We start from the raw sequence: 26,126 nt of genomic DNA on the forward strand, positions 1-26,126 counted from the left end.
AGGCACGTTAGCCGGTCCGTCACTATGGTGTCGTGTCCCGCCTCCTGCGCTACCTGATCATATGGCTGGCCTGCACGGCAGCCAGTGTCACTGCTGTCATCCTCACGATTCACTTCGTGGTGGGGTCGACCCGGCCGACGGCGCCGGTCGCGCAGTCCGCGCAGGGGGAGTCCCTGAAGTCCCCGCGGCCCAGCCCCAGCTCCGCGAGACCCTCCCCGAGTCCGTCGGTCAGCAGCCGTGCGCCCAGCGCGCCGCCCCGCAGCAGCGAACCGGCGGCGGATCCCAGCCCGACGCCCACGCCTACACCGACACCGACCGGCCGCGCGAGCAGCTCGTCCGCGCCCGCCGATGTGGACGGCTCGGGGTGCCAGGAAGGCGGCGTGGGGGTCCACACGGTGACGTCCCAGGGCGGCAAGGCCACCGTGCGGTTCGGCGGCGACGCGGTGTGCCTGATCTCCGCGGTGCCGAATCAGGGGTTCACGGTGAGCACGAGCCGGACCGGGGCGCAGACGCTGACGGTGACGTTCTCGGGCAGCCGCCACCGGTCGGAGATCACCGCGACGGTCCAGCCGCAGAGCCGGGCCGGTGTCCGCGAGGTGTCGTGGTGACACCCCATTGAGCCGTCGCGAGGGGTCTGCCGCCCGGCCGGAGTGACCGGCTATGGGCTCTTCGGGTGTGTCCGCGCCAGTACCGCACCGGGCGTCGATGCTGCGGGCATCCTCGGAGCAGAGTCGCGGGACGGCTACGGCTCGGACGATCGAGGAGTGTTCATGTCAGGACAGTTTGAAGCGACCGTCGAGATCGATCGGCCGGTCGAGGCGGTCTTCGACTATCTCGCCGACGGGCGCAACGATCCGCAGTTCAGCCCTCGCGTGCTCCACATCGAGCGGGTCCCCGACGGCCCGACAGCCGTGGGGACCGTTTTCCGCAGCTCGGTCAAGGACGCCGGGATGAAGACGGCCAGGGAGTTCCGCATCACCGACCTCGAAGCCCCGGTGCGGATCCGGTGGGCAGAGGTGTCGAAGAACAGTGTGACCGCCGGAGAGGGGGGCTACGACCTGGAGTCACTGGGCGACGGCAGGACTCGCGTCCGCATCTTCAACGTTCTGGAAGGACACGGGATCGGCAAGCTCCTCCTCGGCCCGGCGCTCATCGCCGCTCGCAAGGACGCGCCGGCCTTCGGCGCCCGGATCAAGGCAGCAGCCGAAGCGGCCGTTCTTCCGAGCTGACCTCTCACGCCGCCGAGCGGCGTTCCGGCTGCGGAGCGGACCCTCCTGACCGTGGTGGCCTCGGGTGCGATCGGGCGGGGCGGAGGAACAACGCGATGAGGAGTGCCGACGCGACGAGGAATCCGCTCGCCCAGAGCGGCCCGAGGGCGCCTGCCCCGGTGCCGAGGGTGGCCGCGGCGATGACGGGGCCGACGGCGGCGCCCACGTTGAGCGCCGCCGTCGCGTACGAGCCGGCCATGGTGGGGGCTCCTGAGGCCTCGTAGAGCACCCGCGTGATCAGGGTGCCGCCCAGCGCGAAGGACAGTGCGCCCTGCACGAACACGAGGATGAGCAGGGCGACCGGCTCGTCGGCCAGCAACGCGAGGGCCGGCCAGCCGACGAGCAGCAACGGACCGCCGACCGCGATGACCGCTCCGGGACGACGGTCGGACAGGCGTCCGGCGACGGTGACGCCTGCGAAGGAACCGGCGCCGAAGAGCATCAGTGCGACGGAGATCCACCAGTCGCCCAGCCCGGCGCTGTCGGTCACCACGGGGGCGAGGAAGGTGAGACTTCCGAACGTCGCCGCGTTCACGAGCGCACCGAGCAGCATCATCTGGATCAGCCGCGGCCTGGTGAGCTGGGCGAGTTCCGTTCGCAAGGCCGGCCCGCCGGGCGCCTCGTCATCGCCGCGCCCTGCGGGGATGCCCTTCAGGATGCCGAGAGCCGCCGGCAGGCAGAGAGCGGCGACGGCCCAGAACGTGGCCCGCCAGCCGAGCGACGTGCCGAGCACCGAACCACCGGGGACCCCGGCGATCGTGGCCACCGTCGTGCCCGAGAGCAGCACCGCCAGCGCGCGTCCCGTCCTGCCGGGCGGGACCAGCGTGGCGGCAGCCGTCAGAGCGAGGGCGAGGAACCCCGCGTTCGCGAGCGCGGCGACGACCCGGGTGGCGAACAGAACGGGGAAGCTCGCCGTGACGGCGCCCGCGGCGTGAGCTGCCGCGAAGACGAGCACGAACCCGAGAAGGCTGAGGCGCCGAGGCCAGTGCCGGGCGAGCGCGGCCACCAGGGGGGCGCCGGCCGTCATGCCGATGGCGTAGGCCGAGGTGAGAGCGCCCGCTGTCCCGACCGTGACGTCGAGATCCGAGGCGATGTCCGGCAAGAGGCCGGCGAGCATGAACTCCGAGGTGCCCATGGCGAAGACCGCCAGGGCAAGAAGATAGAGCGGGAGAGGCATCGAGTGGCTCCGAGGTGAGGAGAAGCGCGAGAGGGTGATCTCGTCACCGCGGCCGGCCCCCGGCGCACGTACGCGTTCCCGTCGCGAGAAGCGGTACGACGACGGGCTACGAACTCAGTGGTTCAGGGGGCTGACGGCGTGACCGAAAGCCCCCACCTTGTCCGACTCAGGACTCGACATGGTCCGCACGCTACCCGACCGATGCCCGCCGAAGCATGGTGATTTCGAACCTGCCGGGCTGCGCCGTACGAGGGACTTAGGCATATTTTTCCCGGTCTCGCTCCACTAATGAGCAGGGAACGCCGAATCAGCTCGACCAGCAGGAGAGCGTGCCCATGAGCGGGACAGCCGACCCCCAGCGGAACTCGTCGCAGGACCTGCCCGACTGCGCGGCCGACCCGGTCGCCGGCATCGTGGCCGAGTTCGTGGGCGAGCGCATGGGGCAGCGGATCGCCCAGGGGCAGGACCCCGTGCTGCGCCCGGTGTTCGTCAAGTACCACGGCACCGCTCGCGGGGTGCTCAGCGTCGCCCCCGACCTGCCGCCGGAGTTGTGCGTCGGTTTCCTCCGGGCCGCCCGGGACAAGCCGGGCGGTCTGACCGCGTGGGTCCGATTCTCCAGCGACACCCTGCCGGACCGCCCGGACTTCCGCCGGACCCTCGGCATGGGCATCAAGCTGTTCGGCGTTCCCGGCCCGAAGCTGCTGGACGACGAGGACCGGGCGGACACCCAGGATCTCGTGCTCCAGAACCACGACGTGTTCTTCGTCGACACCGCCCGGGACATGTGCGAGTTTCAGCAGGATCCGATCGCGTACCAGAACGCCCACCCGGTGACCCGCGACATCCTGCAAGCCATGCGCAAGCCCGAGCAGAGCGCGCTGACAGCCGCGTACTGGGGCGTGCTGCCGTACGAGTTCGGGCCCGACCGGCATGTGAAGTACGTGCTCGTGCCCGTCTCCTGCCCGCCCGGTGACCCGCGGGCGGTCCCGCCGGACAAGGACCCCTCGTTCTTCCGGGGGGACCTGCGGCACCGGCTGGCCGCCGGTGAGGCGGCCTTCGACCTGCTGGTGCAGTTCCGCACGGATCCCGAGCGGATGCCCCTCGACCGTGCCACCGTCCGATGGGAGGAGTCGCTGAGCCGCCCGGTGCGCGTCGCGCGACTGACCCTGCGTCAGCAGGACGTGCGGGCGCGAGGCCAGGACGCCTACGGCGAGAACCTGGCGTACAACCCCTGGCACTGCCTGGCCGAACATCGGCCCGTCGGTAGCATCGCCGAGGCCCGCAAGGTCGTGTACCGGGCGTCGGCCGTACGGCGCCGCGACGCGAACGGCGTACCGGTGGCGGAACCCGGCCCGGCACGGGCACCGTCCGGTGAGCCCCACGGGCGTGACACCCGGGTCGTGCGGGCCGCGATCCATCCCGCCATCGGTGTGGCCCGGGTCGGTGACAGCGCGGAGGAGTTCTTCCTCGCGCCGGAGGTGGACGATCCTCCCCCGCTGCCCGCCGGGTCGTACAAGGACGCGACCGGCGCGCTGAAGCGGCAGGCGGCGCGGTTCCGGGTGTACGGCTACAACGCCGCCGGGGAGCCGGTCGCCGAGCTGACCGCGGACAACGCGGACATCCGCTGGACCGTGCACGTGGCCAACAAGAAGGCCGCCTGGTACCAGTTCCAGCTGGCCCTGGACATCCCCGAAGCGGCCGCGGCGCCCGACAGCACGCCCCGCAACGCCAAGGTGCCCGCCGCGGAGCGTGGCCGCCTGGTCATCGACCCCGGTCCGCGCTCGATCCGCGGCCGGGACCGCGCCGGCCGGCCCGAGTACCGGTTCGACACGGGCTGCTTCCTCGGCAAGCCCGTTGATCTGGGTGAGGTGCGCACGGACGGCGCCGGCCGACTGGTGTTCTTGGGCGGGCACGGTGTCTCGGCATCGGTGGACCACGCGCAGGCCACGCACTTCGCCAACAACGACGGCTGGCACGACGATGTCTCCGACGGCCCGGTGACCGCGCGGGTGCGCGTCGACGGCCGCGCGGTGCCGGTCGATCCGGCCTGGGTCGTGGTGGCGCCGCCCAACTTCGCGCCGGAGCTGAAGTCCGTGCGCACCATGTACGACCTGCTGTGTGACGTCTTCGTCTCCTCCGGGTCCCTGCCGGTCCCGGAGAAGGTCTCGTTCACCCGTGACGTTCTGCCGATCCTGCGGCGCCTGTGCGATCTGCAGTGGGTGAACCGCGGTATCGCCGCCCTGTTCGGGCACGGCGGCCGGGAGCACTTCCTGGCGCCGGAGCGGCTCGCCCTGCTGGCCGATGCCGGGCCGCGCACGGCGGAGTTGCGGCAGCAGATCTGGGCCACGATGCGGGACCTGGACCGTGACGGGCTGTCCCCCGTGCCGTGGCCGCCGCTCTACGGCGACTCGATGAGCGTGCGGCCGGTCTCCGCGCGGCAGCATCTGACGCTGACGTCGTTGCAGTACCGGTCCCTTGCCCGGTGGGCGGCGGGAGATTTCGAAGCCGACCACGATCCCGCGGCGGTGCCGCCCGCCGGCCTGGACGAGGTGCCGCTGACGGACCGGCCGGGCATGCTCGACCGCGCGGCCCTGTCGTTCTGTCTCGCCGACGCCTTCCATCCGGGGTGCGAGATGTCCTGGCCGATGCGGCACGGCACGCTGTACTCGGCCCCCTTCCGGGTGCGGCACCGCGATCCCGGCGCCCCCGAGGCCGACTACGGCCCCGTGCTGACCCCGCAGACGGCCCTGGGCGTCGACGGCCCGCTGTACGCGCAGGGCCCGGGTCATCTGACGCGGTGGATGGCGGTGCCCTGGCAGACCGACACCGCCCGCTGCCGCTCCGGCTACTACCTCGGGTACGGGCCGCGCTACGACCCCTACCTGCCCACCTTCTGGCCCGCGCGCGTGCCCAACCACGTGCTGACGGAGCAGGACTATGAGACGGCGGTCGACCCCGGCAGCCCCGCCGAGGAGCGTCGGGCCGCCTTCGAGCGGCGGGCCGTGTGGGACAGGTGGCTGCCCGCGGACCGCATCCAGCAGATGAACGCCATGGTCAAGGACTTCGGCAAGCTGGGCCTCGTGGAACGGCGCGCCGGTGCCGCCGACGATCCCGAGCTGCCCGCGACGATGTTCGTGGAATCCGCGGTGGGCTTCCGTCCCGAGCAGCCGCCGCCCGCGCTGCGCAACCTGCGGTGCCTGCACGTGCCGGAGGCGGCGGACCCGGCGCTGAACGGCGGCGCCGTGGCCGCGGCCCTCGCGCGGACGGACGTTCCTCACGAGCAGGTGATGGCGGGCTACTTCGAGAAGGTCGCGCGCTTCCCGGACGAACGGTGAGCTATGAGGTGATCGTGGCCGGAGGCGGCCCGGCAGGTGCCGTGGCGGCTCTGGTTCTGGCGCGGGCGGGACGCCGCGTGCTGCTCGTCGACAACGGCACGGCCGCGCTCGGGGCAAGGCCCGATCGCGGGGTCGGGAACGGGGCCCGGGCCGGGAACGGGAGCGGGAGCGGGAGCGGGACCAGCTTCGGGACCGAGCCCAGGTCCAGGTCCAGGTCCGAGTCCGAGCCCGGGACCGAGTCCGGGTCCGGCTCTGGGACCGAGTCCAGGTCTGGGTCAGGCTCCGGGACCGAGTCCAGGTCCAGGTCCGAGTCCGAGCCCGGGACCGGGTCTGGCTCCGGCGCCGAATCCAGGTCCGGCTCCGGGGCCGGGTCCGTGACCGTTCCGTTCCGGATCGGGGAGACCCTGCCGCCCGCGGCCCGGCCGCTGTTGCACGATCTGGGCTTGTGGCCCGGGTTCGTCGCGGCTCCGCATCTGCGGTGCGTGGGGACCTACGCCTCCTGGGGATCGGAGGCACTGCACGGTCACAGCCACCTCCACGACCCGCAGGGGCACGGCTGGCACCTCGACCGCGCCCGGTTCGACGCGTTCTTGCGCGCGGCCGCCGAAGCCGCGGGGGCGGAGCCGCGCCGGGCGGAGGTCGTGCCGCTTCCGCTGCGCGGCGGTGTCCCGCGCGTACTGATCCGGGCGGGCGGCCGGGTCGCGGAGGAGCGCTGCGACTGGCTCGTGGACGCCACCGGCCGCCGTGCCGTGATCGGCCGTCGGCAGGGGCGACGCCACAAGCAGGACCGGCTCGTCGCCGTGTACGCCCTCTTCGAACGCCGGCTGCCCGGTCAGCGCGCCGAGGACGCCGAGCTCCGTTCGCTGGTCGAGGCGGTCCCGCGAGGGTGGTGGTACACGGCCAGGGTTCCGGCCGGACGCGTGGTCGCCCACCTCACGGACGCCGATCTGGCCGACTCCGCGCTGCGCAGCGCCGGAGGATTCCTGGACGCGATCGGGCAGACCCGCCACGTCCGCACCCGTCTCGACGGCTACGACCCGGCCGCCGCCCCGGCGCCACGCTGGACCTCGGCCCACGGGCTGCGCCTGTACCCGGCGGCGGGTCCCGGATGGATCGCCGCCGGAGACGCCGCGCTCGCCGTCGATCCGCTCTCCTCCCAGGGCATCCTCAACGCCCTGCACACCGGGGCCCGCGCCGGCCTGACCGTCGAGCGGTGCCTGTCCGGGGAGCCGGCCGCCCTCGCGGAGTACTGCCTGTTCCTGGAGCGGATCGCGGGCGCCTACGCGCGGCATCACGCCGAGACCTACGGCCAGGAACAGCGCTGGCCGGGCCATACGTTCTGGGAACGCCGCCGGCACGCGCCGCTCGTTCCCCACCGGTCAGGAACTTGACCTTGACACGGTGACAAGGTCTTCACTTGGGCGCAGGAGGTGGTCCCGATCAATACGACCGGCGTGACCCTGCAGCACACCCGTGTGATCAATGCCCTGGGCGCCGAGGACGCGTCAGTACGGCTTCGGACGACCATGGCGCTCGGCTCGAACCCCGACCCCGTGTTCCTTGAGACGCTCGTCGAGCGGTGCGCGATCGAGCCGGACTTCTTCGTACGGGACATGCTGTCCTGGGCGCTGACCCGCCTCCCGCCGACGATCACCCTGCCCCGGATCCGCCAGGAACTCGGCTCCGAGCGTGCCCAGGCCCGCAGTCAGGCGCTGCACACCCTCTCCAAGATCGGCGACGAGGGCACATGGGGCTGGATCACCCGCGACATGCTGCGTGACGCCGACGACGAGGTCGCACGGACCGCGTGGCGGGTGGCGGTCGTCCTCGTGCCCGCGGACGAGGAGGAGGACCTGGCCGCCGAACTGGCGCGGCAACTCGGCCGTGGCGACCGGGATGTGCAGCTGAGTCTGAGCCGGGCGCTGGTCGACCTCGGTGACGTGATCGAGCCCGCCCTGGAGAAGGCCGCGGAGAATTCCGACCCGGCGGTGGCCGCGCACGCCCGTGCCACCGAGCTGCTCCGACTGGACCCTGAAACCGGTTTCGACGCGGCCCTCTACGAGGCGAAGCGCGTGGTCGCACTCGGCCCGCGGCGAGGGACGACAGAGCCGGTGCGGACCGCGCGCAACGCAGAGGCGCCGCAGGACGCGACGTGCTGATCGGCGATGTGGCCCGCCGCTCCGGCGTGAGCACCCGGATGCTCCGGCACTACGACGCGCTGGGGCTGGTGCGGCCGACGGGTCGCACCGTCGGTGGCTACCGCGAGTACTCCGCCGAGGATGTCCGCAGGATCTTCCATGTGGAGAGCCTGCGGTCCCTCGGGCTCTCGCTCAAGCAGATCGGACGCGTGCTGGAGGACCCGGCTTTCACGCCGTCCACCCTGGTCGGCGACCTCATCCGGCGGACGGAGGAGCGCCTGGCGCGAGAACGGGAGCTGCTGGAGCGGCTCCGGGCGATCGACGCGTCGGCGCCCACCGACTGGCAGGCGGTGCTGCGCATCGTGGAACTCATGCGGGGACTCGACTCGTCCAGTGCCTCGCACCGGCAGCGGGCGGCCCTGACCCCGCCGGAGGATGTGCCGGTGCCCGCCGAGTTGCTGGCCGGGGCGGTCCTGACCGAATCCGATCCGCATGTCGCGGGCGCTCTGCGCTGGGCTCTCGCCCGGGCGGGCGGCGACGGTGTGACGACACTGCGTGCGGGCCTGCGGTCGCAGAATGTCGACATCCGGCGGCGCGCGGTGCTGGCGATCGCCGAGATGCCGGAGGCTCCGGGAGCTGCCGCGGTGCTCACGGACGCCCTCGGGGACCCGGACCCGGTGGTGCGCCGGCACGCCGCTCTGGCTCTGGGCAGGCAGGGCGTGGCCGCGGCCGTGCCCACACTCGTCGGCATGGTGGTGGAGGGCGTCAACGACGTGGAGGCGGCGGAGGTTCTGGGGACGCTGTCCGTGGACCCCGGGTGCACGGACCGGGTCACGACCGCTCTGGTCGACGAACTGGACGCGCCCACCGTGGACGCCGCGACGCGGATCCGCCTCGCCCAGGCGCTGGTCGAGGTCGCGGGGGCCGCCGCGCAGGACGCCCTGCGCCGACTGGCCCAGGACGACGACGCCACGGTCGCCCTCGTCGCCTCGGCTCTTGCCGGAGTTCTACGAGAGCGGTCCCTGGAAGAGCGGACCGGCGAGCAGTCCTGACGGCGGTCAGGCCGCGGTCACTCGGCGGGCGTGGTGGGTCCCGGCGGAGGCCAGGTCCGTCGCTCGCCGGACGGAATTGGCGGAGGCGGCCAGCAGCGGCAGCCGGACGGCCGGGCTCGGGATTCGGCCCTGGGCGTGCAACACCCCCTTGATCAGGGTCGGGTTGGGTTCGGTGAAGAGCGCGGCGGACAGGCTGGCCAACTCGGCTCCCAGCCTGCGGGCCGGGTCGGTGGCGCCGCGCTGCCAGAGCGAGATCAGCTCGGCGAAATCGGCGGTGCGGATGTGGGACGACGCCAGGACGGCGCCGTGGGCACCCGCCGCGAGCAGCGGCGAGATGACGGCGTCGTCGCCGCCGAGCACCGCGAAGCCCGATGGTGAGGAGCTGAGCAGTTCCATCGTGGCCGCGTCGATCGCTCCGGTGGCGTACTTGACCCCGACGATCTCCGGCAGCCGCCCGAGCGCGTTCAGCGTCGGGACGCCCAGGGGCTGACCGGTGCGGTAGGGGATGTCGTAGACGATCAGCGGCATGCCGCCGTGCTCGGCGAGTGCCGTGAAGTGGGCGATCGTGCCCGCCTCGCCGGGCCGGGTGTAGGGCGGTGCGGGGACCAGCGCCGCGGTGACGTCACCGCTCTCGGCGAGTTCCCGCAGTGTCGTGATGGCGGCGGCGGTGTCGTTGGTGCCGACGCCGACGATCAGCGGCGCCCCGTGCGCCCGGCAGGCCGCCGCGCAGACGCGGACCACGGCCCGCTTCTCCTCGGTCGTCAGTGTGGCCGCCTCCGCGGTGGTTCCCAGGGCGACGAGTCCCCTGGCGCCACCGGCCGACAGCGCCTCGTGGGCAAGGCGGGCGAGCGCGTCCGGGGCGAGGCGCAGGTCGTCGGTGAACGGGGTCACGAGGGGGACGAACAGACCGGTGAGGTTCGCTTCGGGCTTCATGAGCCCAGCTTCACCGATACCGACCCGGTAGATCCAGTTCACATTTCTTCGCTCATACGTAAGCTGTCCTTATGCTCGATGTGCGACGTCTCCATCTGCTGCGCGAGCTGGACCGGCGCGGCACCATCGCGGCCGTGGCCCAGGCGCTGTGCTTCACCGCCTCGGCCGTCTCCCAGCAGCTGAGCGTGCTTGAGCGGGAAGCGGGCGTTCCACTGCTGGAACGCAGCGGCAGACGGGTGGTGCTCACCCCCGCGGGCCGTACCCTCGTCGCGCACGCCGATGCCGTCCTGGAGCGCCTCGAACTGGCGGTCGCCGAGCTGGCCGGGGCACGGGAAGGCATCGGCGGGCCGCTGCGGATCGGGACGTTTCCCTCCGGCGGCCCCGCGATCGTGCCCGCCACGCTGGCCGAACTGGCCCGGCGGCATCCCGCGCTGGAGCCGATGGTGCAGGAGATCGACTCGGCCCGGGTCTCGGACGGCCTGCGCGCCGACGAACTCGACGTGGCCCTCGTCCACGACTACGACTTCGTGCCCGCGTCACCGGACACGACGGTCGACCAGGTGCCCCTGCTGGAGGAGCCGATGTATCTGGCCACCGGCACCGCGCCGGCCACCGGTCGTTCCGCCCTCGGGGAAACGCTGGCGGAACTGCTCGGGCCGTGGGCCATGTCCCCCTGGATCACGGCCCGGGACGGCACGACCGGTCACGCGATGGCCGTACGGGCCTGTCAGGCGGCCGGGTTCCAGCCGCGCATCCGCCATCAGGTCAACGACTTCCGTACGGTCCTGGCGCTGGCGGCCATCGGGCAGGGCGCCGGATTCGTACCGGAGATGGCCACGGCCCACGCCCCCGAGGGCGTGGTGCTGACCCGGCTCCCGCTGTTCCGCCGTTCGAAGGTCGCCTTCCGTGCGGGCGGGGGAACCCACCCGGCGATCGCGGCGTTCGTGGCGGCGGCGCGGACGGCGGTGGGCATGACGGGCGGTGCCTCGCAGGCGGGCCCGGTCAGGCTGCCGGGGCGGGCGGAGCAGTCCGGGCCGCGGGCGGAAGGTGCCTGATCGGCGGATTCGGATCGCTCACCGCTGTCCGGCGGACTCCGCGATGTCCCGACGCAGATGCCCCATCACACTGCCCATCTCCAGCACCGCCGGGCCCGGGCTGTCCGCGTTGTCGGCGACGTCGCCGAGCCATGCGGTGGTCGCCTGGGCCAGGGCGGTCGCGTCCGCTTCCCGCTGCTCCACGAGGAGTCTCTCCATCCGGCTGGCCAGCGTCCCCAGGGTCTCGTCGTTGGTCTGGGGCAGCAGGTAGTCGCGCAGACCGGCCGGGAACGGGTCCTGCTCCCGGGCCGCGTGCAGGGCCGCGACGACCGCGTGGTCGTCGCTGTAGCGGTCGAGGTGGCCCATGAGGACGTACAGTCGCGCGATCAGCCGCGGACGGCCCGGGTGGCGGTCCAGCCAGGCCATCAGCTCCCGCTGGCCGCCCAGATGGTCGATAATCGCGGTTAGGGCCTCCCGCGACTTGGTCGGGATGTCCCAGCTGTGCGGGAGGAGTTCCGCGACCTCGTCGGCGAGCCTCTCCTCCTCCTGCGGTGTGAGCGTCCCCTCGGTGAACTGGCCCGCTCTCCGGCTGTCCAGGCCGTAGCCGTCGGACCCCGCTTCGGGGCGGGTGCCCCGGGAGGCACCGTGCCGCCGGTGCAGCAGTTCAGCGACACTCCTGGTGAGGGGCATGTCGTGCACGGTGTACCTCCACAGCGGTAGTCGGTCCGCGACGGCCGGGGCCCCGGGGGCGGGTGCCGGCCGGGTGGGAGGCGCGGGGGGCGCCTTCCTGGAGCTCAGCACCATCGCGGCACCATCCTCACGCCTGGTCCCGCGTCATGCCCGCCCGGCGGCGCGGACGGGCGACCCGGGCGCGCGCATCGTCCAACGCCGTCCGAGCAGGTCGAGTGCGGCCATGACCGGAGGGCCCGACTCGGACCCTCGGACCGGCATGCCCGGCACCTGTCGCCCAGGCACTGCGCCGGTGGATGCCGCCCGGCGTGCCGCACGAGCCGCTCACGCTGTTCCGTGTTCTGGGGCCGCATTGTGTCACCGGGCCGGGAAGCGGGCGCCCCAGGGTTCCTCCTCCAGGAGGAACCCGTTGGCCAGGTAGCTGATCGTGCGGTACCAGCCGGCCAGGGTCACGTCCGTCCCGCTTCGCCGGGGTCATCGTCACCTGGTCGCTGTGCCACCAGGCGAGCCTCGGCCGCCGCGCGCCGTTGCCTGGCGGCTTGCAGTGACGCGGCTGTGCGTGTTCCGGACCGAATCATCCGCAAGGACATGACGGCCATCGGCAGCATGGTCACGACGAGCATCCCCGCGCATACGGTGAAGTAGCAGAAGTCGGCCACCAGCGGAGCTGGTACGCCCTCACCCTCGGTCAGCCACCTGAGGGGGAGAGCCGTCGCCACGATCAACGCCGCTGACAGCGCAGCCCACAGCCGGCGCTCTTCAGCCTTCTCTCGCAGGTACTTGACGGCTTGATGTGCCTCCACCGCCCCGGCGAGCCACACGACCGGCGCGACGGCGGCAACGGTCGTGGCGAACGACTCAGTCATCTGCATGCCACGATCCTGCTCCAGGCGGCGTGGCTCTATCGCCGGCGGTACAGGTCGCGCAGCAGGGAGATCTCGGCGCCGTGGTGGATCAGTTCTCTGTTGACGTGCAGGACGATGCCTTCCATGGGGAACTGCTCGGGGCCCACCCGGGGCGGGTTGTCCAGGTCGGTGTCCGAGAGTTCGCGGACCCCCGCGGTCCATCTCCCGTACATGTCATCGAGCTGCTTCAGCGCCTCGTCAGCGGTCCCCGCGTAGGGGAAGGTCTCGGAGTCCATGTCGTGGCCGCCGAAGTGAAATCCGACGCGATAGCCCAGGCAGGAGACGATGATGTGCGCAAGCCGCCAGGCGATCGTGGTCACCGGCGCCGGTTCCGGGGCGGGTGAGGCGAAGTCCATCGTCCACTCCCCCGCGCCTTCCGGCATCGGCGCGCTCGACGTGTCACGGGGGCGGATGCTCCAGCAGTCGCGCACCGGCTCCCAGAAGTACTCGTCATCGGTGAGACCGTGCAGTCGCGGTCGCAGGTTCTTCTGCCAGTGCCGGTCGAGTTGGTCCGCGAGTCGCTCGCTTCTTGTCATGTCCGCAGATTACTGCCGACATCTCGGCCGCGACGCGAGGTCTGCCCTACGAGCGGCCGCGGCCCGTCCGACGGTCCCTGCCCTCGTCCCGGGCCTGCTGGAAGGCGTCGGCGATGGTCTCCGCCGCGCCGGACAGGGCGCCCTTGGTCTTGCCGCGGGCACCGGACTCGGTGATCTTCCCCGCGAGATCCGTGAGCCCGGCCGGTTTGCGCGGCCCCGCCTCCAGATCGAGACGGTTGCACGCCTCGGCGAAGCGCAGGTAGGTGTCCACACTGGCCACCACGATCCGTATGTCGATCTTGAGGATCTCGATGCCGACGAGGGAGACGCGCACGAACGCGTCGATCACCAGCCCGCGATCGAGAATGAGTTCGAGAACGTCGTAGAGGCCGCTGGAACCGCCCCCGCCACCCTGCTGTGTCGCGACGGTCATCGCGTTCACCCCTCGTCGCCCGCTTCGTGTCCCCGCATGCCGATGCCGGCGCCGCCCCGTCGGGAGGCGGGCCTGGCATGCGGATGACCCCTATTCGCCGCATCAAACGCGCGTACGAAGCACAGGGCCCCGGACCGTCCTCGCTCGCGCGGCTACTGCGTTCCTTCCGCCTTCAGGCGGTCCGGGAGTCCGAGTCGCTCGAACCGGTCGTCGTGGAAGGTGACGATCTCGGTGATCAGGCCGCCGGTGACGCGCAGGACGTCGATCGTCAGCGGCAGGTACGCGTCCTCCTGCCGCTCCCAGATGTAGAAGGCGAGGGCGGGCTGCCGGTTCACGGAGGTGGGGACGGCGCGCAGGCCCTTCATGCCTTCGAAGCCGCTCGTGATCCAGTCGTTCACCACCGCGTCGCGTCCGATGTACAGGCCCGGCGTGGGCGGCATCGAGCAGCGGACGTCCTCGCGCAGCAGGGTGGTGAGCCGGTCGATGTCCGTGGCCACGCTGGCGTCGGTGTAGCGCCGCACCAGCTCGCGCGTCCGGGCGTCCTGATCGCCGCCGCCGCTCCAGTCCTGCCGCTCGGCGGGCAGGTGCTCCCGCAGCCCGGCGCGGGCCCGCTGCAAGGCGCTGTTCACGGAGTTCACGGAGTCGCCCAGGCACTCCGCGACGTCCTTCGCGGGCCAGCCGAGCACGTCCCGCAGGATGAGCACGGCCCGCGGGCGGGGCGCGAGGTGCTGGACCGCCACCAGGTACGCCAGCTCGATCGTCTCCCGCGCGACGGCGACCGACTCCGGCTCGTCGGCGTCGGCAGCGGGCAGCTCGTCCAGCAGCCGGTCCGGGTAGGGCTGCAGCCACCGCACCTCGCCGCCGGTGGCGGGCTCCGGGCGGACCTTGGCGAGCAGGTCGAGGCAGGCGTTGGTGGCGATCCGGTACAGCCAGGCCCGGAACGTCGAGCGCCCCTGGAAGGTCTCCCGCCGCCGCCAGGCACGCAGGAACGTCTCCTGCACGGTGTCCTCGGCGTCCTCGAACGAGCCGAGCATCCGGTAGCAGTGCACGTGCAGCTCCCGCCGGTGCCGCTCCGCCAGACCCGAGAACTCCTGCTCGTCGACCTCGCCCAGACCGCTCACGCCCAGTTCCTCCAGCCGCGTGTCCGTACTCATCGCGTCGTCCCTCCGCCTCGTCGTGCCCCGTCGTAGGTGTGACGGGCGCGGGGGCCGAAACTCATCACCGGGGGCGGTCGGCTACAGCGGGCCGTCGGGCGGATCCGTCGGTTCCGGATGCAGGGAGTCGTCCTTGCGCAGCAGCGCGCTCACCGCGTCACCCGACGCGCGGTCCAGGCCCTCGCCGTCCGGCACTACCCCGAGCGCCGTCGCCACGTCGCGCCCGTACAGGTCCACCGCCCCCTCCACCAGGTCCGCGAGGGCCTCGGCCGCGCCCCGGGCGCGGATCCAGGCCGTGCCGAGCGTGACGGTGGCGATGAGCGCGGCGGGCCACCACCACAGTGCCACCAGCAGGTACATCAGGCCCCAGCCCGTCAGCCGGGCGTTGGCCCGGTAGGCGGCGTGCGCGTCCGTCAGCTCGGTGCGCGCCGGGTCCGGCAGCGCCAGCCACAGCCTCGGCCAGAGCGCCTCCATGTCGATCCGGTACGCGTGGTGGACCCGCAGGTCGACCGCCCGCAGCCGGTCCCCGATCCAGGTCGGGCGATCGGCCGGCACCGGGCAGATCCGGCGGCACCGGTCCAGCGACGCCCGCAGCGCCGCGCGGGCCCCGGGGTCCGCGCCGTGCGGAGGTACGGCGCTCAGTGCCACCGCCCGGCGCGCCGCGACGACCTCCGCGTAGGCCCGCCGCCACCGCTTGCGGCGCCGCTCGGCCAGCAGGCGCGCCGGGCCGCGCCGCCCCTGCGCCGCCCACAGCAGGGCCACACCCTCGCCGAGTGCCGCCGCGCAGAGGCCCACGCCCATGGCAGCCGCCAGTGCGCCGGCCGCCACGAGTACGACGATCCCGGCCTGACCGGCGCCCCGAGCGGCGGCGAGGGAGTCGATCCAGGAGCTCAGCGCCCGTAGGTCCAGCGCGTGGCCCTGGCCGAGCACCGACGCGGCCGTCGCCACGGCCACGTACAGCGCGCCCGGCAGCAGGAGCAGGGTCGCCCAGCGTTCGGCCAGCTTGCGGCCGAGTTCTCCCAGGAAGGCGTTCACAGCGGGATCTCCACCCTGAGCAGCGGGGTGCCCAGCGCTTCGCACACGGGCCCGGCGTCGCCGTCCGGGGTCGCGCCGTGCTGGGTGAACCGGGAGCAGCGATGGGCCGCCGGGCACACCCAGCCCCGCAGCACCGGATGCCCGACGGTCCCCGGCAGGCGTTGGTAGGCCCGGGTCCGGGTGGTCAGGCCGTCGATGCCGTGCCGGGCGAACCCCTCGTCCAGGGCTTCGAGATCGGCGCGTATCCGCTCGGGGTCGGTTCCGTCGCGCACGGCGCCGAGTACCCGCTCCAAGTGCTCGGCCACCCCGTACTCCCGGGCCCTGCGGGCGAGTTCGCCCCCGCCGAGCAGTCGGCACAGCCGGTCGATTCGATCCGCCAGGTCGTGCATGCGCCCTCCCGTCCAAGGTCGTCATGGCAGAGAATGGCAGATGGTGGCCGACCGGGGGACGGGAGCGTCGAGTGGCTGTGGAACTGAGTCTGTACGCCGAACTGCGCGCCCGGGTCAGCGTGTTCGAGGAGACCGGGGACCTCGGGCCGCTCCTCGACCCCACGACCGTGGGCCTGCTGCTGCTCACCGACCAGGCGCTGCAGGACCATCCACCGCCCGAGGCAGACATGGCCCGGACCGTCGCCGTCGCGTGCTGGCAGCTGCACCTGGCCGCCCCGCAGCCTCCCGCCGCGGCAGGTGCCCTGCGCCATCGCGCCCTGGAGCTGTCGGCCTGGCTCGACGCGCTCGCACCCGCGCTCGTGCCGTCGGGCGTCCGGGCCGGAGTACGGCGCCTGCCGCGGCTGCCGAGACCCCTGGCCAAGATCGCCCGCGACCTCGATCTGCGGCTGGAGGCGCTGTACGACCATGCCGCGTTCGCCGTCGAGCGCTACCGCACGATCCGCGACCCGGAGACCCTCCGCACGGCTGTCGTGCTGATGCGTGAACTGGTGGGCGCCACCCCGGGGTTGCTGGACATCCTGCCCGAGGAGCAGCGCTCCCGCAGCGTCCGCGCCCGGAGCGCGCTGGGCGTCGCCCTCCAGCACGAACTGGCCCTGACCGGCGACCTCCGCGTCCTCCAGGAGGCGCGCGGGTACAGCGAGGAGGCCTACCGGCTCTGCGCCGAGCACGACCCGCAGCGGCCGCTGGTCCTGTTCAACCACGGCTCGCTGCTCCTCGACGCGTTCCGCCGCACCGGCGACGAGGCGGCCCTGAAGGAGAGCCTGGAGGTGAGCATCGTCGCGCTGAACCTCACGCCCTCGCACGACCCGCTGCGCGCGGTGCGCCTCTGCCATGTGCAGAACCTGTATTCGGCGTTGTACGACCGCTCCGCGGATCCGGCGGTCCTGCGCTCCGCCGTCGATTTCGGCGCGGAGGCCGCCCGCACCGTGCCGGACACGGAGCCACAGCGGGCCGCGATCCTCAACAACTACGGCAAGGACCTGCGCAACCTCTACCAGGAGACCCGCGACGTGCGGCTGCTGCGCCGGTCCGCCGACGCGCTGCGGGCCTCGGTGGCGGGCTCCGCCGCCAACGATCCCAACCGGATCACCCGCCGCCTGCTGCTCACCCGGTGCCTGCTCGACCTCGCCGGGCAGGAACGGGCGGAGGGGCGCACGATGCTCGTCGCGGAGGCTCTGGCGTCCGCCGAGGAGGCGGTGCGTCTCGCGCCGCCCGGTCACTCCTCGTACCGCGACGCCGCCGGGCTGCTGCGGGAGGCCGAGCGGCTGGTCCACGCGGCCGGGAGGGACACCGCCGACCCCGTCGAGGAGGCGCGGCTCCGCGTACGGGCCGAGGCGCCCGGGCCCCGGTCGCGCCGCGCGCGGCGGTTACTCGCCGGGACCCTGCTGAGGCGGTACGACGAGACCGGGGACCTCGCCGCACTCGCCGAGGGCATCGAGCTGCTGCGGGAGCTCGACGGTGGCCCCGGCGGCCCGGACCCCGATCTCACCGCCGGGGAGCAGCTCACCTGGCTCACCGAGCTGAGCCAGGGGCTCTTCCAGCTGTACCAGCGCCGCCGGGACCTGGACGCCCTCAGGGACGCCGAGATCTACGCCCGCGAGGTGGTGGCTGCCTCGCCCCCGTCCGGCGTGGGGCGCGCCGTGGCGCTGGCCCATCTCGGCGAGGTGCTGGTGCGCGGATCGGACCGGCTGAGCGAGGAGGACGCGTACGTCGAGCGGATGTCGGAGGGCGTCAGCTGCTGTCTGGAAGCCCAGAAGACATGCCCCGACGACCATCCCCTGAAGCCGTCCCTCGTCGCCCGGGCCGGTCACGCCGTCCTGGGCCTGTGCGCGGGGCCCGAGCCTCATGCGGCCCTGCTCGAGCTGGCTCTGGCCCTGCTGCGCGAGGCGGTCGCCGAGATTCCGCTGGACGCGACGAACGGGCCCATGGTCCGGATCGCGCTCGCCGAATGCCTTCTGGCCCATCACCGGGCCGGGGCGGTGCTGGAGAGGCCGGAGCCCGACGCCCTGGCGCAGGCCGCCGAGTTGTCCCGTGCGGCGGCCGGTGCCGTGCCCGAGGAGCATCCGGACCGTGTCGAGTTCCTGCTGACGCTCGCGATGGTCCGCGCCGAGGAGTGCCACGAGGCGAGGGCCGCGGGTGACGCCGAGCGCGCCGCCGAGGCCGCCGCGGAGGCCGAGGAGGCCTTCCGGCAGGCCTCCTCGATCACCACGGCCCGGCCCGCCGCACGGTTCGCCGCCGCGGCCCGCGCCGGCAACCAAGCCATGGACCGCGGGGACGCCGAAGCCGCGCTCGACGCCTTCGGGACCGCCGTCGGATTGCTGCCGCTCGTCGCCCCGCACGAACTCACGCGCCGGGACCGGCAGTTCACGTTGCGGGAGACCGCGGGGCTGGCCTCGTCCACAGCGGCCGCCGCCGTCGCGGCCGGCCACCCGGCACGGGCCGTCGAACTCCTGGAACGCGCCCGCGGCGTCCTCGCCGCCGACGCCCTGGGCACCCCTGACGCGGCACTCGCGGACCTGCGCCGCGAGCAGCCCGAACTCGCCGCAGAGTTGGAGGAGTTGCGTTCCGCCGCGCCGACCGCGTTCGACGGCTCGGCCGAGGAGCGGCTACGGCACGGCGTCCGCTGGACGCGGCTGCTCGCCCGCATCCGCGCGGTGGGCAACGCCGACTTCCTGGACGGGCCGACGATCGACGAGCTGCGGGGCGCGGCGGGAGAGGGTCCGGTGGTGCTGGTCTACAGCAGCGGCTGGCGCTCCGACGCGCTCATCCTCGATCCTGAGGCTCCGCCCGCGGAGCCGGTCACCGTCGTCCCGCTGCCCGGTCTGATCGCCGAGGACGCGGTCGCCCGTGCGCAGCGGCTCCAGGACGCGCTCGCCGCCCTCCGCGAGCCGGGAGACGACCCCTTCGCCTCCTTCGGCGCGCAGGAGCACGCCCAGAGCGAGCTCCACGAGATGCTCGAATGGCTGTGGGACGCCGTCGCCGCCCCCGTGCTCGACCGGCTCGGCATCGACGGTACGGAGGACCGGCCCAGGCCCCGTGTGTGGTGGTGCCCGGTCGGGTTCCTCGCCTCGCTGCCGCTGCACGCGGCCGGACTGCACCGTTCTGTGCCGCCCGCGGGCCGGCGGCGCGCCACGCTCTTCGACCGGACGGTGTCGTCCACCACCTCCACGCTGCGGGTCCTGGCGCAGGCCCGGGCCCGGCCTGCCGCGTCCCCGGACGCGGGCACGCTGGTCGTCGCCCTGCCGCAGACCCCGGGCGCGGAGCCCCTCGGCCATGCCGAGGGGGAGGCGGCGCGGGTCGCCGAGCTGTTGCGGCCGGCCGGGCCCGTCACCGTTCTGACCGGCCCGGCCGCCACTTCGCACGCGGTGCTCGACGCCCTCCCCCGGCACGGCACCGCGCATTTCGTGTGCCACGGTCTGACCGACCCGATCGACCCGTCGGGCAGCCGGCTGCTGCTCGCCGATCACCGCGAGCGTCCGCTGACCGTCGCCGTGCTCGCGGACCTGCGCCTGCGCCGGGCGGACCTGGCCCATCTGTCCGCGTGCAGCACCGGTGTCACGGCACACCGGCTCGCGGACGAGTTCGTGCACATCACGGCGGCCTTCCAGCTGTGCGGATACCGCCAGGTCGTGGGCACCCTCTGGCCGGTCACCGACGCGGCGGCCGAAGCGGTCGCCGAGGCCTTCCACACCCGCCGTGCCGCAGGCCTGCCCGGCGCCCAGGCCCTCACCGACGCTCTCTCGGACCTGCGTGACCGCTATCCCGCCACGCCCACCCGCTGGGCCGCCCACGTCCACACCGGTGTCTGAGCATGCGCCGGCGGGTCGCCGGATCGGTCGCGCCGGCCGTACCGGCGGTACGGGCCGCACCCGAGATGCTCGTGCTGCGCCTGTGAGGACGGATGAAAGGATGGGGGCATGACTATCAAGGTTTTCTTCGACATCACCATCGACGACGTCCCCGCGGGCCGGATCAACATGAACCTGTTCGACGACGTCGCCCCCAAGACCGTGGAGAACTTCCGCGCGCTCGCCACCGGTGAGAAGGGCTTCGGCTACAAGGGCTCGTCCTTCCACCGCGTCATCCCGGAGTTCATGCTCCAGGGCGGTGACTTCACCCGTGGCGACGGCACGGGCGGCAAGAGCATCTACGGGGAGAAGTTCGCCGACGAGAACTTCACGCTCAAGCACACCAAGCCGGGCCAGCTCTCCATGGCCAACGCGGGCCCGAACACCAACGGTTCGCAGTTCTTCATCACCACGATCGTGACGTCGTGGCTCGACGGCAAGCACGTCGTCTTCGGTGAGGTCGCCGACGAGAGCAGCATGGAGGTCGTGCGCAAGATCGAGAGCTACGGCTCGCAGTCCGGCCGCACCTCGGCCAAGATCACCATCGCCGACTCCGGCGCCCTCTGACGGGACGCCGTCGCGTGCGGGGCCCGGACCGGCCGGACCCCGCACCGGAGGGTGCTCACACACCCCCGTGTGGCGTGCCTACGGCTTGTCGAGCACCGTGCCCGTCAGCACCGGCTTGCCGGGCAGCGGCTCGGCGTTGTCGTCGGTCAGCGCGAGCCGCATCGACTCGGCCGGCTCGGTCACCTGGTCCCGTACGGTCGGCACGGCGAAGTCCACGCCGGTGCTCCCGGGCGGGATGTTCAGCCACATCCACAGGTTCGCCTCGGACAGCGGCCGCTCGGGGTCGGGCACGTCGCCGGACCAGTCCTTGAGCCACTGCGCGTCGACGTCCTTGGTGGACAGCTCGGCGCCGTCGGTGGCCGGGAGCACCCGCACGGGCTGCCAGATGTCCACCGTCGTGGGGGTGTCGATGGACAGCCGCCAGGTCAGCGGCTCGCCCTCGGTGACCCGGTCCGCGACCGGCGACAGGGTCATCTCCGGCGCGGGGTCGTCGTTCTCGACGGTGACCCCTCCCCGGTGCTTGCCGACGACGGCGGCCCGGACGGCCTTGACGGCGATGTCGTGCGCCACGTCGTCGCCGTAGACCGTGTCGCCCTTCACCTTGACCGGCACGTCGATGGCGTGGCTGCCGGGCCGTACGGTCACGAGGCGGTCGCCGGCGCGGCCGCTGTCCGGGTCGAGGACGTACACCCGCACCTGCCCGCTGCCGCGGCCGGAGATCTTGACCGGGATCCGGTAGGTGCGGGTGCCCGAGTCGCCTTCCTTGACGGTCGTGCGGCCCACGTCGACACGCGGCAGTACGGCCGCCTTCACCGCCGGCATGCCGGGTGCCCAGCCCCAGGCGTCCATCAGCCAGGCCTTCCCGGTCCGCGAACGGGGCGTCAGATCAAGGGACTTGACGCGCTTGAGGTCGAGTCCGGCGCGGGTCGCCGCCGACAGCGGGACGCGCAGCTCCTGAGCCCAGTAGGAGGCGGTTCGCGCGGAGCCGGGGAGTCCGTCCACCCGGACCGAGCCCAGCTTCGCCCGGTGGCCGGAGGAGTCGGTGACGGACACGTCGAACTTCGTGCCCGTGGTGTTCGGCGGTACGAAGACCCGCAGCGCGAGCTTCTGGGCGCCGCGCAGGGACAGCGGCTTGGCGGGCGTGACCCGGGCGGCCCTGCCCGGCGCGGACCACTTCAGCGCCACCGCGCTGCGGCCGGTCTCCCGTTCCGTCTCCCAGGACGCGAAGTGCGGTGACGATCCGGGGGTCGCCGGGGCCAGGCAGGCCACGGCCGGGTCCGGGTCGATCGCCGAGCACAGCCGGGCGCCGCTCACCTTCGCGCCGCCGTCCGGCAGGAAGCCGCCGCCGCGGCGGCCGCCGACCGCGTGGGTCAGCACCCGGGCCGGGCCCGCGGACGGGGCCCGCCTGCCGGAGCCGTCGAGCAGCGGTCGCACCCGGTCGTCCCCGGCGAGGAAGAGCCGGGCCGCGGCGGCGATGTAGGTGGCGCCCGCCTTGTGCTGCTGGGTGGCGGTCAGCCGGGTCGCGGCGCCCGGGGCGCACACCGGGTCCGGCTGGTCGGGGTCGGTCCCGAAGTCGTCCTGGGCCGGTGCGACGGCCTCGCCAGGGGTCCACTCGCTGTTGAAGTAGTTGTGGTTGGCGCCGACCATGTAGACGGCGCTGTGCAGTGCCGTGCCCCGGCTGATCCCGCGCGTCCCGTCGACGAAGTCCTCGCCCTGGAGGTCGGAGACGTCGCCGTCGCAGCCGGGCAGCAGCGTCACGGACGGCACGTCGGCGACCGGATTCTGACCGAAGATCGTCGGTCCGATGAGCACGGTGCCGCGCACCTTCCAGCGCACCGGGCCGCGGTAGCCGTCCTCGGCGGCCGGCGGCGGGTAGAGGCTGTCCATGGCGGCCCGGTTGACGCCCTCGCCACCACGCGAGTGGCCGACGAGCAGGACGCGGGAGAGGTCGGCCTTCGGTGCCTCGCGGACGGCGGCGGGGGCGGAGGAGCGGTGGGCGGTCCAGTCGGCCCAGCGCGCGAGGTGCTGCCGTACGAGCGAGGAACGCGCCTGCGCGCCGGCGTCCTCGGCCCGCCAGTCCTGGGCGTTGATGCCGTTCGCCGAGATCGACACCGTCACATAGCCCTGGGAGGCCAGCAGGCGCTGGTCGCGCAGATAGCCCAGGTGGCTCGGGATCGGCTTGTAGCCGTCCGCGCAGGGCCAGTCGCCGGTGACGTCGTCCTCGGAGCCCGGCTTGTAGCAGGTGGAGTGGCGGCCGTGCAGGAACAGCGCGAGCGGCCGCTTGCCGGTGGCGCCCTTCGGTGCCACGACCTCGGCGGTCATCTCCACCGGGGTGTCGTACCCGGGCAGGCGCACGGGGTCGAGGTCGTACCGTCCGGTGACCGTGCGGTACGAGCCGGGCTTGCCCGGGTCGACGCCGTTCGCCGGTGCCTGCGCGGGCGGCCGGGCCTCGCGCGAGGCGGAGTCGTGCGGGGCGTCGGCCGCCGCGTCCAGCCTGCGGCCCGCGGCCGTCACTTGAAGGTCCTTCAGCTGTTCGGGCCGCGCCGTCTCGTCGAGAGCGAGCCGGAAGGTCCGCCCGTCCCTCGCCGGCTTCGGCACGCCGAGCAGCCGGTTCCCGGTGCGGAACTCGACCCGGGCATCGCCCATGGGCACGGTCCTGGGCGCACGCCAGACCAGCTCACGCGCCCCGCCCTTCTCGCCGATCCGCCATCCCGGCGGGAGCGGGGCGTCGTCGGTCGCGCTCAACAGCCCCGCCGCGCGCGGCTGTTCCGCCTGTGCCAGTCCGGGCGAGCCCACCAGGGCCGCCACCACCGCCACGGCGGTGACACCTATTCGCCGGGCACGGTTCAATGGTCCTCTCCTCTGTACCCCGAGCGCAGACGTCCCGTCGGTCCCGGGCGCCTCTCGCGCCACGTAGGAGGGGGTGGGGTGTCCGGGGGTTGTCTTTGGAGGGGGTGCGGGTGGCGGGCGGGGGTGTGATCAAGCCAGTGCGGCCCTACCGGGCGAGCGGGCTCGGCGATCCGGTCAATGCCGCACCAGGTCGGGTCGGGCACCTACGACTTCGCCGCCGGGCCGGATTCCCGCGAGGGCGGTCCGGGGGCAGGCAGCCCGCGGCGGCACTCGGCCGGCCGAGTGGGCCGGGATCTCCCGGACCACCTTCACCGTTCTGTCACGGTCCGGGCACGCCTCACGCATCCTTCTGGCCACGCAACCGCCGTGGCCGAAAGATATGTCCTCGAATGCGGGGCCGGCCGATGCCGAACGGTGGCCCAGGGGGGTGCGATGAACACGTGGGAGGTGCCCGGGTACACCGGGTCGCTCGAACTCGGGGAAGGGGCGAGCGGGCGGGTCGTCCAGGCCGTGCACGAGGAGACCGGTGTTCCGGTCGCGGTGAAGTACCTCAGCGAGTCCCTGCGCACCCGGCCGGGCTTCGTGCACGACTTCCGCGCGGAGGCCCGGCTGCTGGGCGGTCTCGAGAGCCCGTACGTCGCCGGGCTGTACGAGTACGTGGAGAGCCCGGACGGCGCCGCCATCGTGATGGAGCTGGTCGACGGCGTCTCCCTGCGTGCGCTGCTGAAGCGCCAGGGCCCGCTCGACCCCGAGGCCGCGCTCGTCGTCCTCAAGGGCTCGTTGCTCGGGCTGGCCGACGCGCACCGGATCGGCGTCGTCCACCGGGACTACAAGCCGGAGAACGTCCTGGTCACGCCGGACGGCTGCTCCAAGCTGGTCGACTTCGGCATCGCGGTGGACGCGGGCGCCAGCTCGGGTGTGGCCGGGACCCCTTCCTACATGGCCCCCGAGCAGTGGACGGGCGCTCCGGCCTCGCCGGCCGCCGATGTGTACGCGGCGACGGCCACGTTCTTCGAATGCCTCACGGGCCGCAAGCCGTATCTCGGCGACAACCTCGCCGAACTCGCGCTCCAGCACGTCGACGCACCCGTGCCGGCCGAGGAGACCCCGGAGGCGGTACGGGACCTGGTGCGCCGCGGCCTGGCCAAGAATCCGCAGGAGCGGCCCGCACGCGCCGAGGACCTCGTCGCCGAGCTGGAGAGCGCCGCCGGCAGCGCCTACGGTCCCGACTGGGAGGAACGCGGCCGGGGCCGGCTCGCCGCCCTGGTGGCCCTGCTGCCGCTGCTCCTGCCCTCGTCCCACGAGGCTCCCCGGGGCACCACGGACACCGCTCGCACGGTCCTGCACCGTCCACCGGGGCTCGGCCGGGCGCGGTCCTGGCTGCCCGGACGGCCGGGGCTGCTCGTGTCCGCGGGTGCCGCCCTGCTGGGTCTCCTCCTGGCCCTCGGGGTCCCCTTCGACCCGGGGACCGCCGCGCAGCGGACCGCGCGGGCTCAGGCCACCACCAGCACGCGGTCCGGCCACGAGGCGGCGCCGCCCGCTGCCGCCTCGTCCTCGCCGTCCGCGTCCACCACATCCGGCGCGTCGGCCTCCCCGTCCCCCTCCCCCAGCCTGTCGTCGTCCACGGACCCGACGGCCACCGGGCCGGATGATCCCCCGGCCTCCGTCACCCCCTCCGGCGACCCGGAGAGCACCGAACCCGGCGGCCCGGCCACTGCGGCGACACCGACGACCAGCGAGCCCGCGCCGCCTGCCGCACCCTCCGTCAAGGACGTCGTGGTGTCGGCCTTCCGGCAGACGGGTCCGGCGAGCGCCACGGCCACCATCGCTGTCACCACGGACGGCACCGGCCCGGTCTCGATCACGGTGTCCTGGTTCGCGGGCCGTACGGCGGGCCCGCTGGGCGCTCAGGACGGACCGACCCAGACCTTCGAGCGCGGCGGCTCCACCCAGTACACCCTCACCGTCGACCACACCTTCCAGAACCTGGCCTGCTACTGGGCGGTCCAGGCCACCACGACCCCGGCCTCCGCCGACGGCGGCGCAGCGCAGCAGCTCCTCACGAGGCGGTGCGACCTCCGGTGACCGCACACGACGATCAGCACGCTCCCGCGCCCGACGCCGAGTACAGCGCCACGGTGCTGGCCAGTCACTGGATTCAGCGCCCCGGTGCGGACGAGACCCTCGTCGAGCCCACCATGGAAGGGGGCTCGACGCCGCCCGACCGCGTCGAGGGCACCGTGCTCCGTTTCGGCCCGGGCGTCACCGCCACCCTCGCGCAGCGCACCCATCGGATGCCCGCCGCCGCTGCACCGCCCGCTCCTCGGCGTCGACGGCTGCGCCGCCACACCCTGCCCGTGCTCGTCGTGCTCTGTGTCCTCGCGCTCCTCGCCTGGCAGCGGCTCGGGCAGCCGCTGCGGGTCGGCACGATCACGGTCACGGCCCGGCCGACGGCCCTCGGCTGTGACGGCACCGCGCACATCGTCGCCCTCGTCACCACCAACGGCCGCCCCGGCACACTGTCCTACCGCTGGGTTCGCAGCGACGGCACCGCCTCGGACGTCCTGGAGGAGGTGACGGTCCGGGGACAGAAGCGGGCGCGACTCCATCTGCGGTGGACGTTCCAGGGCCCAGGACATCACACCGCCCGGGCGGAGCTGCGCCTGCTGTCCGGGACCGAGCGCACGGCGGCCACCCGTTTCACGTACACGTGCCCCTGACC

22 protein-coding genes and 1 pseudogene are annotated in these 26,126 nt (G+C 73.3%); 12 read left to right on the forward strand and 11 right to left on the reverse strand.

The window, feature by feature from the left end:
* Positions 1 to 109 precede the first annotated feature (109 nt).
* A complete protein-coding gene (locus tag ACFZDE_RS30375) occupies positions 110 to 394 on the reverse strand; it encodes a hypothetical protein (protein ID WP_391001772.1) in 285 nt (94 codons plus the stop codon).
* Between ACFZDE_RS30375 and ACFZDE_RS30380 the strand changes: the two genes are divergently transcribed.
* Positions 381 to 608, forward strand: a complete 228-nt coding sequence (locus tag ACFZDE_RS30380) for a hypothetical protein (protein WP_391205199.1) — start codon at positions 381 to 383, stop codon at positions 606 to 608. The two genes, ACFZDE_RS30375 and ACFZDE_RS30380, sit on opposite strands and share 14 nt — an antisense overlap.
* A gap of 162 nt (positions 609 to 770) precedes the next feature.
* Positions 771 to 1,229 (forward strand): SRPBCC family protein, encoded by a 459-nt coding sequence (locus ACFZDE_RS30385; RefSeq protein WP_391205202.1) that lies wholly within the window; start codon positions 771 to 773, stop codon positions 1,227 to 1,229.
* Between the two features lie 4 nt (positions 1,230 to 1,233).
* Here the strand turns inward: ACFZDE_RS30385 and ACFZDE_RS30390 are convergent, their stop codons facing one another.
* The gene (locus ACFZDE_RS30390; RefSeq protein ID WP_391205205.1) at positions 1,234 to 2,445 is read right to left on the reverse strand and encodes a Cmx/CmrA family chloramphenicol efflux MFS transporter; all 1,212 of its coding nucleotides are present in this window, start codon (positions 2,443 to 2,445) and stop codon (positions 1,234 to 1,236) included.
* A 335-nt stretch (positions 2,446 to 2,780) separates the two neighbouring features.
* Here ACFZDE_RS30390 and ACFZDE_RS30395 point away from each other — a divergent pair, with 335 nt between their 5' ends.
* The 5 genes and pseudogenes from ACFZDE_RS30395 (at position 2,781) to ACFZDE_RS30415 (ending at position 8,970) form a co-directional block, all read left to right on the forward strand.
* A complete protein-coding gene (locus ACFZDE_RS30395) occupies positions 2,781 to 5,780 on the forward strand; it encodes a LodA/GoxA family CTQ-dependent oxidase (RefSeq protein WP_391205208.1) in 3,000 nt (999 codons plus the stop codon).
* A 14-nt stretch (positions 5,781 to 5,794) separates the two neighbouring features.
* Positions 5,795 to 5,869: pseudogene (locus tag ACFZDE_RS30400) on the forward strand (hypothetical protein); the annotation flags it as partial.
* 285 nt (positions 5,870 to 6,154) lie between these two features.
* The gene (locus tag ACFZDE_RS30405; RefSeq protein ID WP_391205692.1) at positions 6,155 to 7,171 is read left to right on the forward strand and encodes a tryptophan 7-halogenase; all 1,017 of its coding nucleotides are present in this window, start codon (positions 6,155 to 6,157) and stop codon (positions 7,169 to 7,171) included.
* A 63-nt stretch (positions 7,172 to 7,234) separates the two neighbouring features.
* Complete coding sequence (locus tag ACFZDE_RS30410; protein ID WP_391205211.1) at positions 7,235 to 7,939, forward strand: HEAT repeat domain-containing protein; 705 nt, start codon at positions 7,235 to 7,237, stop codon at positions 7,937 to 7,939.
* Entirely contained in the window at positions 7,933 to 8,970 is a 1,038-nt protein-coding gene (locus ACFZDE_RS30415; protein WP_391205214.1) for a MerR family transcriptional regulator, read from the forward strand. The genes ACFZDE_RS30410 and ACFZDE_RS30415 overlap by 7 nt, the downstream gene beginning before the upstream one ends.
* A 6-nt stretch (positions 8,971 to 8,976) precedes the next feature.
* Here ACFZDE_RS30415 and dapA read toward each other — a convergent pair whose 3' ends face one another.
* Entirely contained in the window at positions 8,977 to 9,903 is a 927-nt protein-coding gene (gene dapA, locus ACFZDE_RS30420) for a 4-hydroxy-tetrahydrodipicolinate synthase (RefSeq protein WP_391205216.1), read from the reverse strand.
* Between the two features lie 71 nt (positions 9,904 to 9,974).
* Between dapA and ACFZDE_RS30425 the strand changes: the two genes are divergently transcribed.
* Positions 9,975 to 10,958: a LysR substrate-binding domain-containing protein gene (locus tag ACFZDE_RS30425; RefSeq protein ID WP_391205220.1), complete on the forward strand. Its 984-nt coding sequence runs from the start codon at positions 9,975 to 9,977 to the stop codon at positions 10,956 to 10,958.
* Between the two features lie 18 nt (positions 10,959 to 10,976).
* Here ACFZDE_RS30425 and ACFZDE_RS30430 read toward each other — a convergent pair whose 3' ends face one another.
* The 7 genes from ACFZDE_RS30430 to ACFZDE_RS30460 all read right to left on the reverse strand — a co-directional run bounded on the left by ACFZDE_RS30430 (position 10,977) and on the right by ACFZDE_RS30460 (position 16,079).
* Positions 10,977 to 11,627: a hypothetical protein gene (locus ACFZDE_RS30430; RefSeq protein ID WP_391205695.1), complete on the reverse strand. Its 651-nt coding sequence runs from the start codon at positions 11,625 to 11,627 to the stop codon at positions 10,977 to 10,979.
* A 449-nt stretch (positions 11,628 to 12,076) separates the two neighbouring features.
* Complete coding sequence (locus ACFZDE_RS30435) at positions 12,077 to 12,499, reverse strand: hypothetical protein (protein ID WP_391205223.1); 423 nt, start codon at positions 12,497 to 12,499, stop codon at positions 12,077 to 12,079.
* Positions 12,500 to 12,528: 29 nt separating this feature from the next.
* Positions 12,529 to 13,068, reverse strand: a complete 540-nt coding sequence (locus ACFZDE_RS30440; RefSeq protein ID WP_391205226.1) for a DinB family protein — start codon at positions 13,066 to 13,068, stop codon at positions 12,529 to 12,531.
* A gap of 46 nt (positions 13,069 to 13,114) precedes the next feature.
* Positions 13,115 to 13,501 carry a gas vesicle protein GvpJ gene (locus ACFZDE_RS30445; RefSeq protein WP_391205229.1) on the reverse strand — a complete coding sequence of 129 codons (387 nt, stop codon included), beginning with the start codon at positions 13,499 to 13,501 and terminating at the stop codon, positions 13,115 to 13,117.
* Between the two features lie 152 nt (positions 13,502 to 13,653).
* Entirely contained in the window at positions 13,654 to 14,655 is a 1,002-nt protein-coding gene (locus ACFZDE_RS30450; protein ID WP_391001747.1) for an RNA polymerase subunit sigma-70, read from the reverse strand.
* Positions 14,656 to 14,736: 81 nt separating this feature from the next.
* Positions 14,737 to 15,690 (reverse strand): hypothetical protein, encoded by a 954-nt coding sequence (locus ACFZDE_RS30455; RefSeq protein ID WP_391001745.1) that lies wholly within the window; start codon positions 15,688 to 15,690, stop codon positions 14,737 to 14,739.
* Positions 15,687 to 16,079 carry a hypothetical protein gene (locus tag ACFZDE_RS30460; protein ID WP_391001743.1) on the reverse strand — a complete coding sequence of 131 codons (393 nt, stop codon included), beginning with the start codon at positions 16,077 to 16,079 and terminating at the stop codon, positions 15,687 to 15,689. The genes ACFZDE_RS30455 and ACFZDE_RS30460 overlap by 4 nt, the downstream gene beginning before the upstream one ends.
* A gap of 71 nt (positions 16,080 to 16,150) precedes the next feature.
* Between ACFZDE_RS30460 and ACFZDE_RS30465 the strand changes: the two genes are divergently transcribed.
* Positions 16,151 to 19,948, forward strand: coding sequence for a CHAT domain-containing protein (locus ACFZDE_RS30465; protein WP_391205232.1), 3,798 nt, complete (start codon positions 16,151 to 16,153; stop codon positions 19,946 to 19,948).
* A gap of 108 nt (positions 19,949 to 20,056) precedes the next feature.
* A complete protein-coding gene (locus tag ACFZDE_RS30470; RefSeq protein WP_391001739.1) occupies positions 20,057 to 20,554 on the forward strand; it encodes a peptidylprolyl isomerase in 498 nt (165 codons plus the stop codon).
* Between the two features lie 78 nt (positions 20,555 to 20,632).
* Here ACFZDE_RS30470 and ACFZDE_RS30475 read toward each other — a convergent pair whose 3' ends face one another.
* A complete protein-coding gene (locus tag ACFZDE_RS30475; RefSeq protein ID WP_391205235.1) occupies positions 20,633 to 23,404 on the reverse strand; it encodes a hypothetical protein in 2,772 nt (923 codons plus the stop codon).
* Between the two features lie 432 nt (positions 23,405 to 23,836).
* Between ACFZDE_RS30475 and ACFZDE_RS30480 the strand changes: the two genes are divergently transcribed.
* The gene (locus ACFZDE_RS30480; RefSeq protein ID WP_391205238.1) at positions 23,837 to 25,489 is read left to right on the forward strand and encodes a protein kinase; all 1,653 of its coding nucleotides are present in this window, start codon (positions 23,837 to 23,839) and stop codon (positions 25,487 to 25,489) included.
* Positions 25,486 to 26,124 (forward strand): hypothetical protein, encoded by a 639-nt coding sequence (locus tag ACFZDE_RS30485; protein WP_391205241.1) that lies wholly within the window; start codon positions 25,486 to 25,488, stop codon positions 26,122 to 26,124. Before ACFZDE_RS30480 ends, ACFZDE_RS30485 begins: the two co-directional genes overlap by 4 nt.
* The last annotated feature ends 2 nt before the right edge of the window (positions 26,125 to 26,126 follow it).

It is taken from the genome of Streptomyces sp. NPDC007929 (genome assembly GCF_042959065.1).
In the GTDB taxonomy this organism is placed as follows: domain Bacteria; phylum Actinomycetota; class Actinomycetes; order Streptomycetales; family Streptomycetaceae; genus Streptomyces.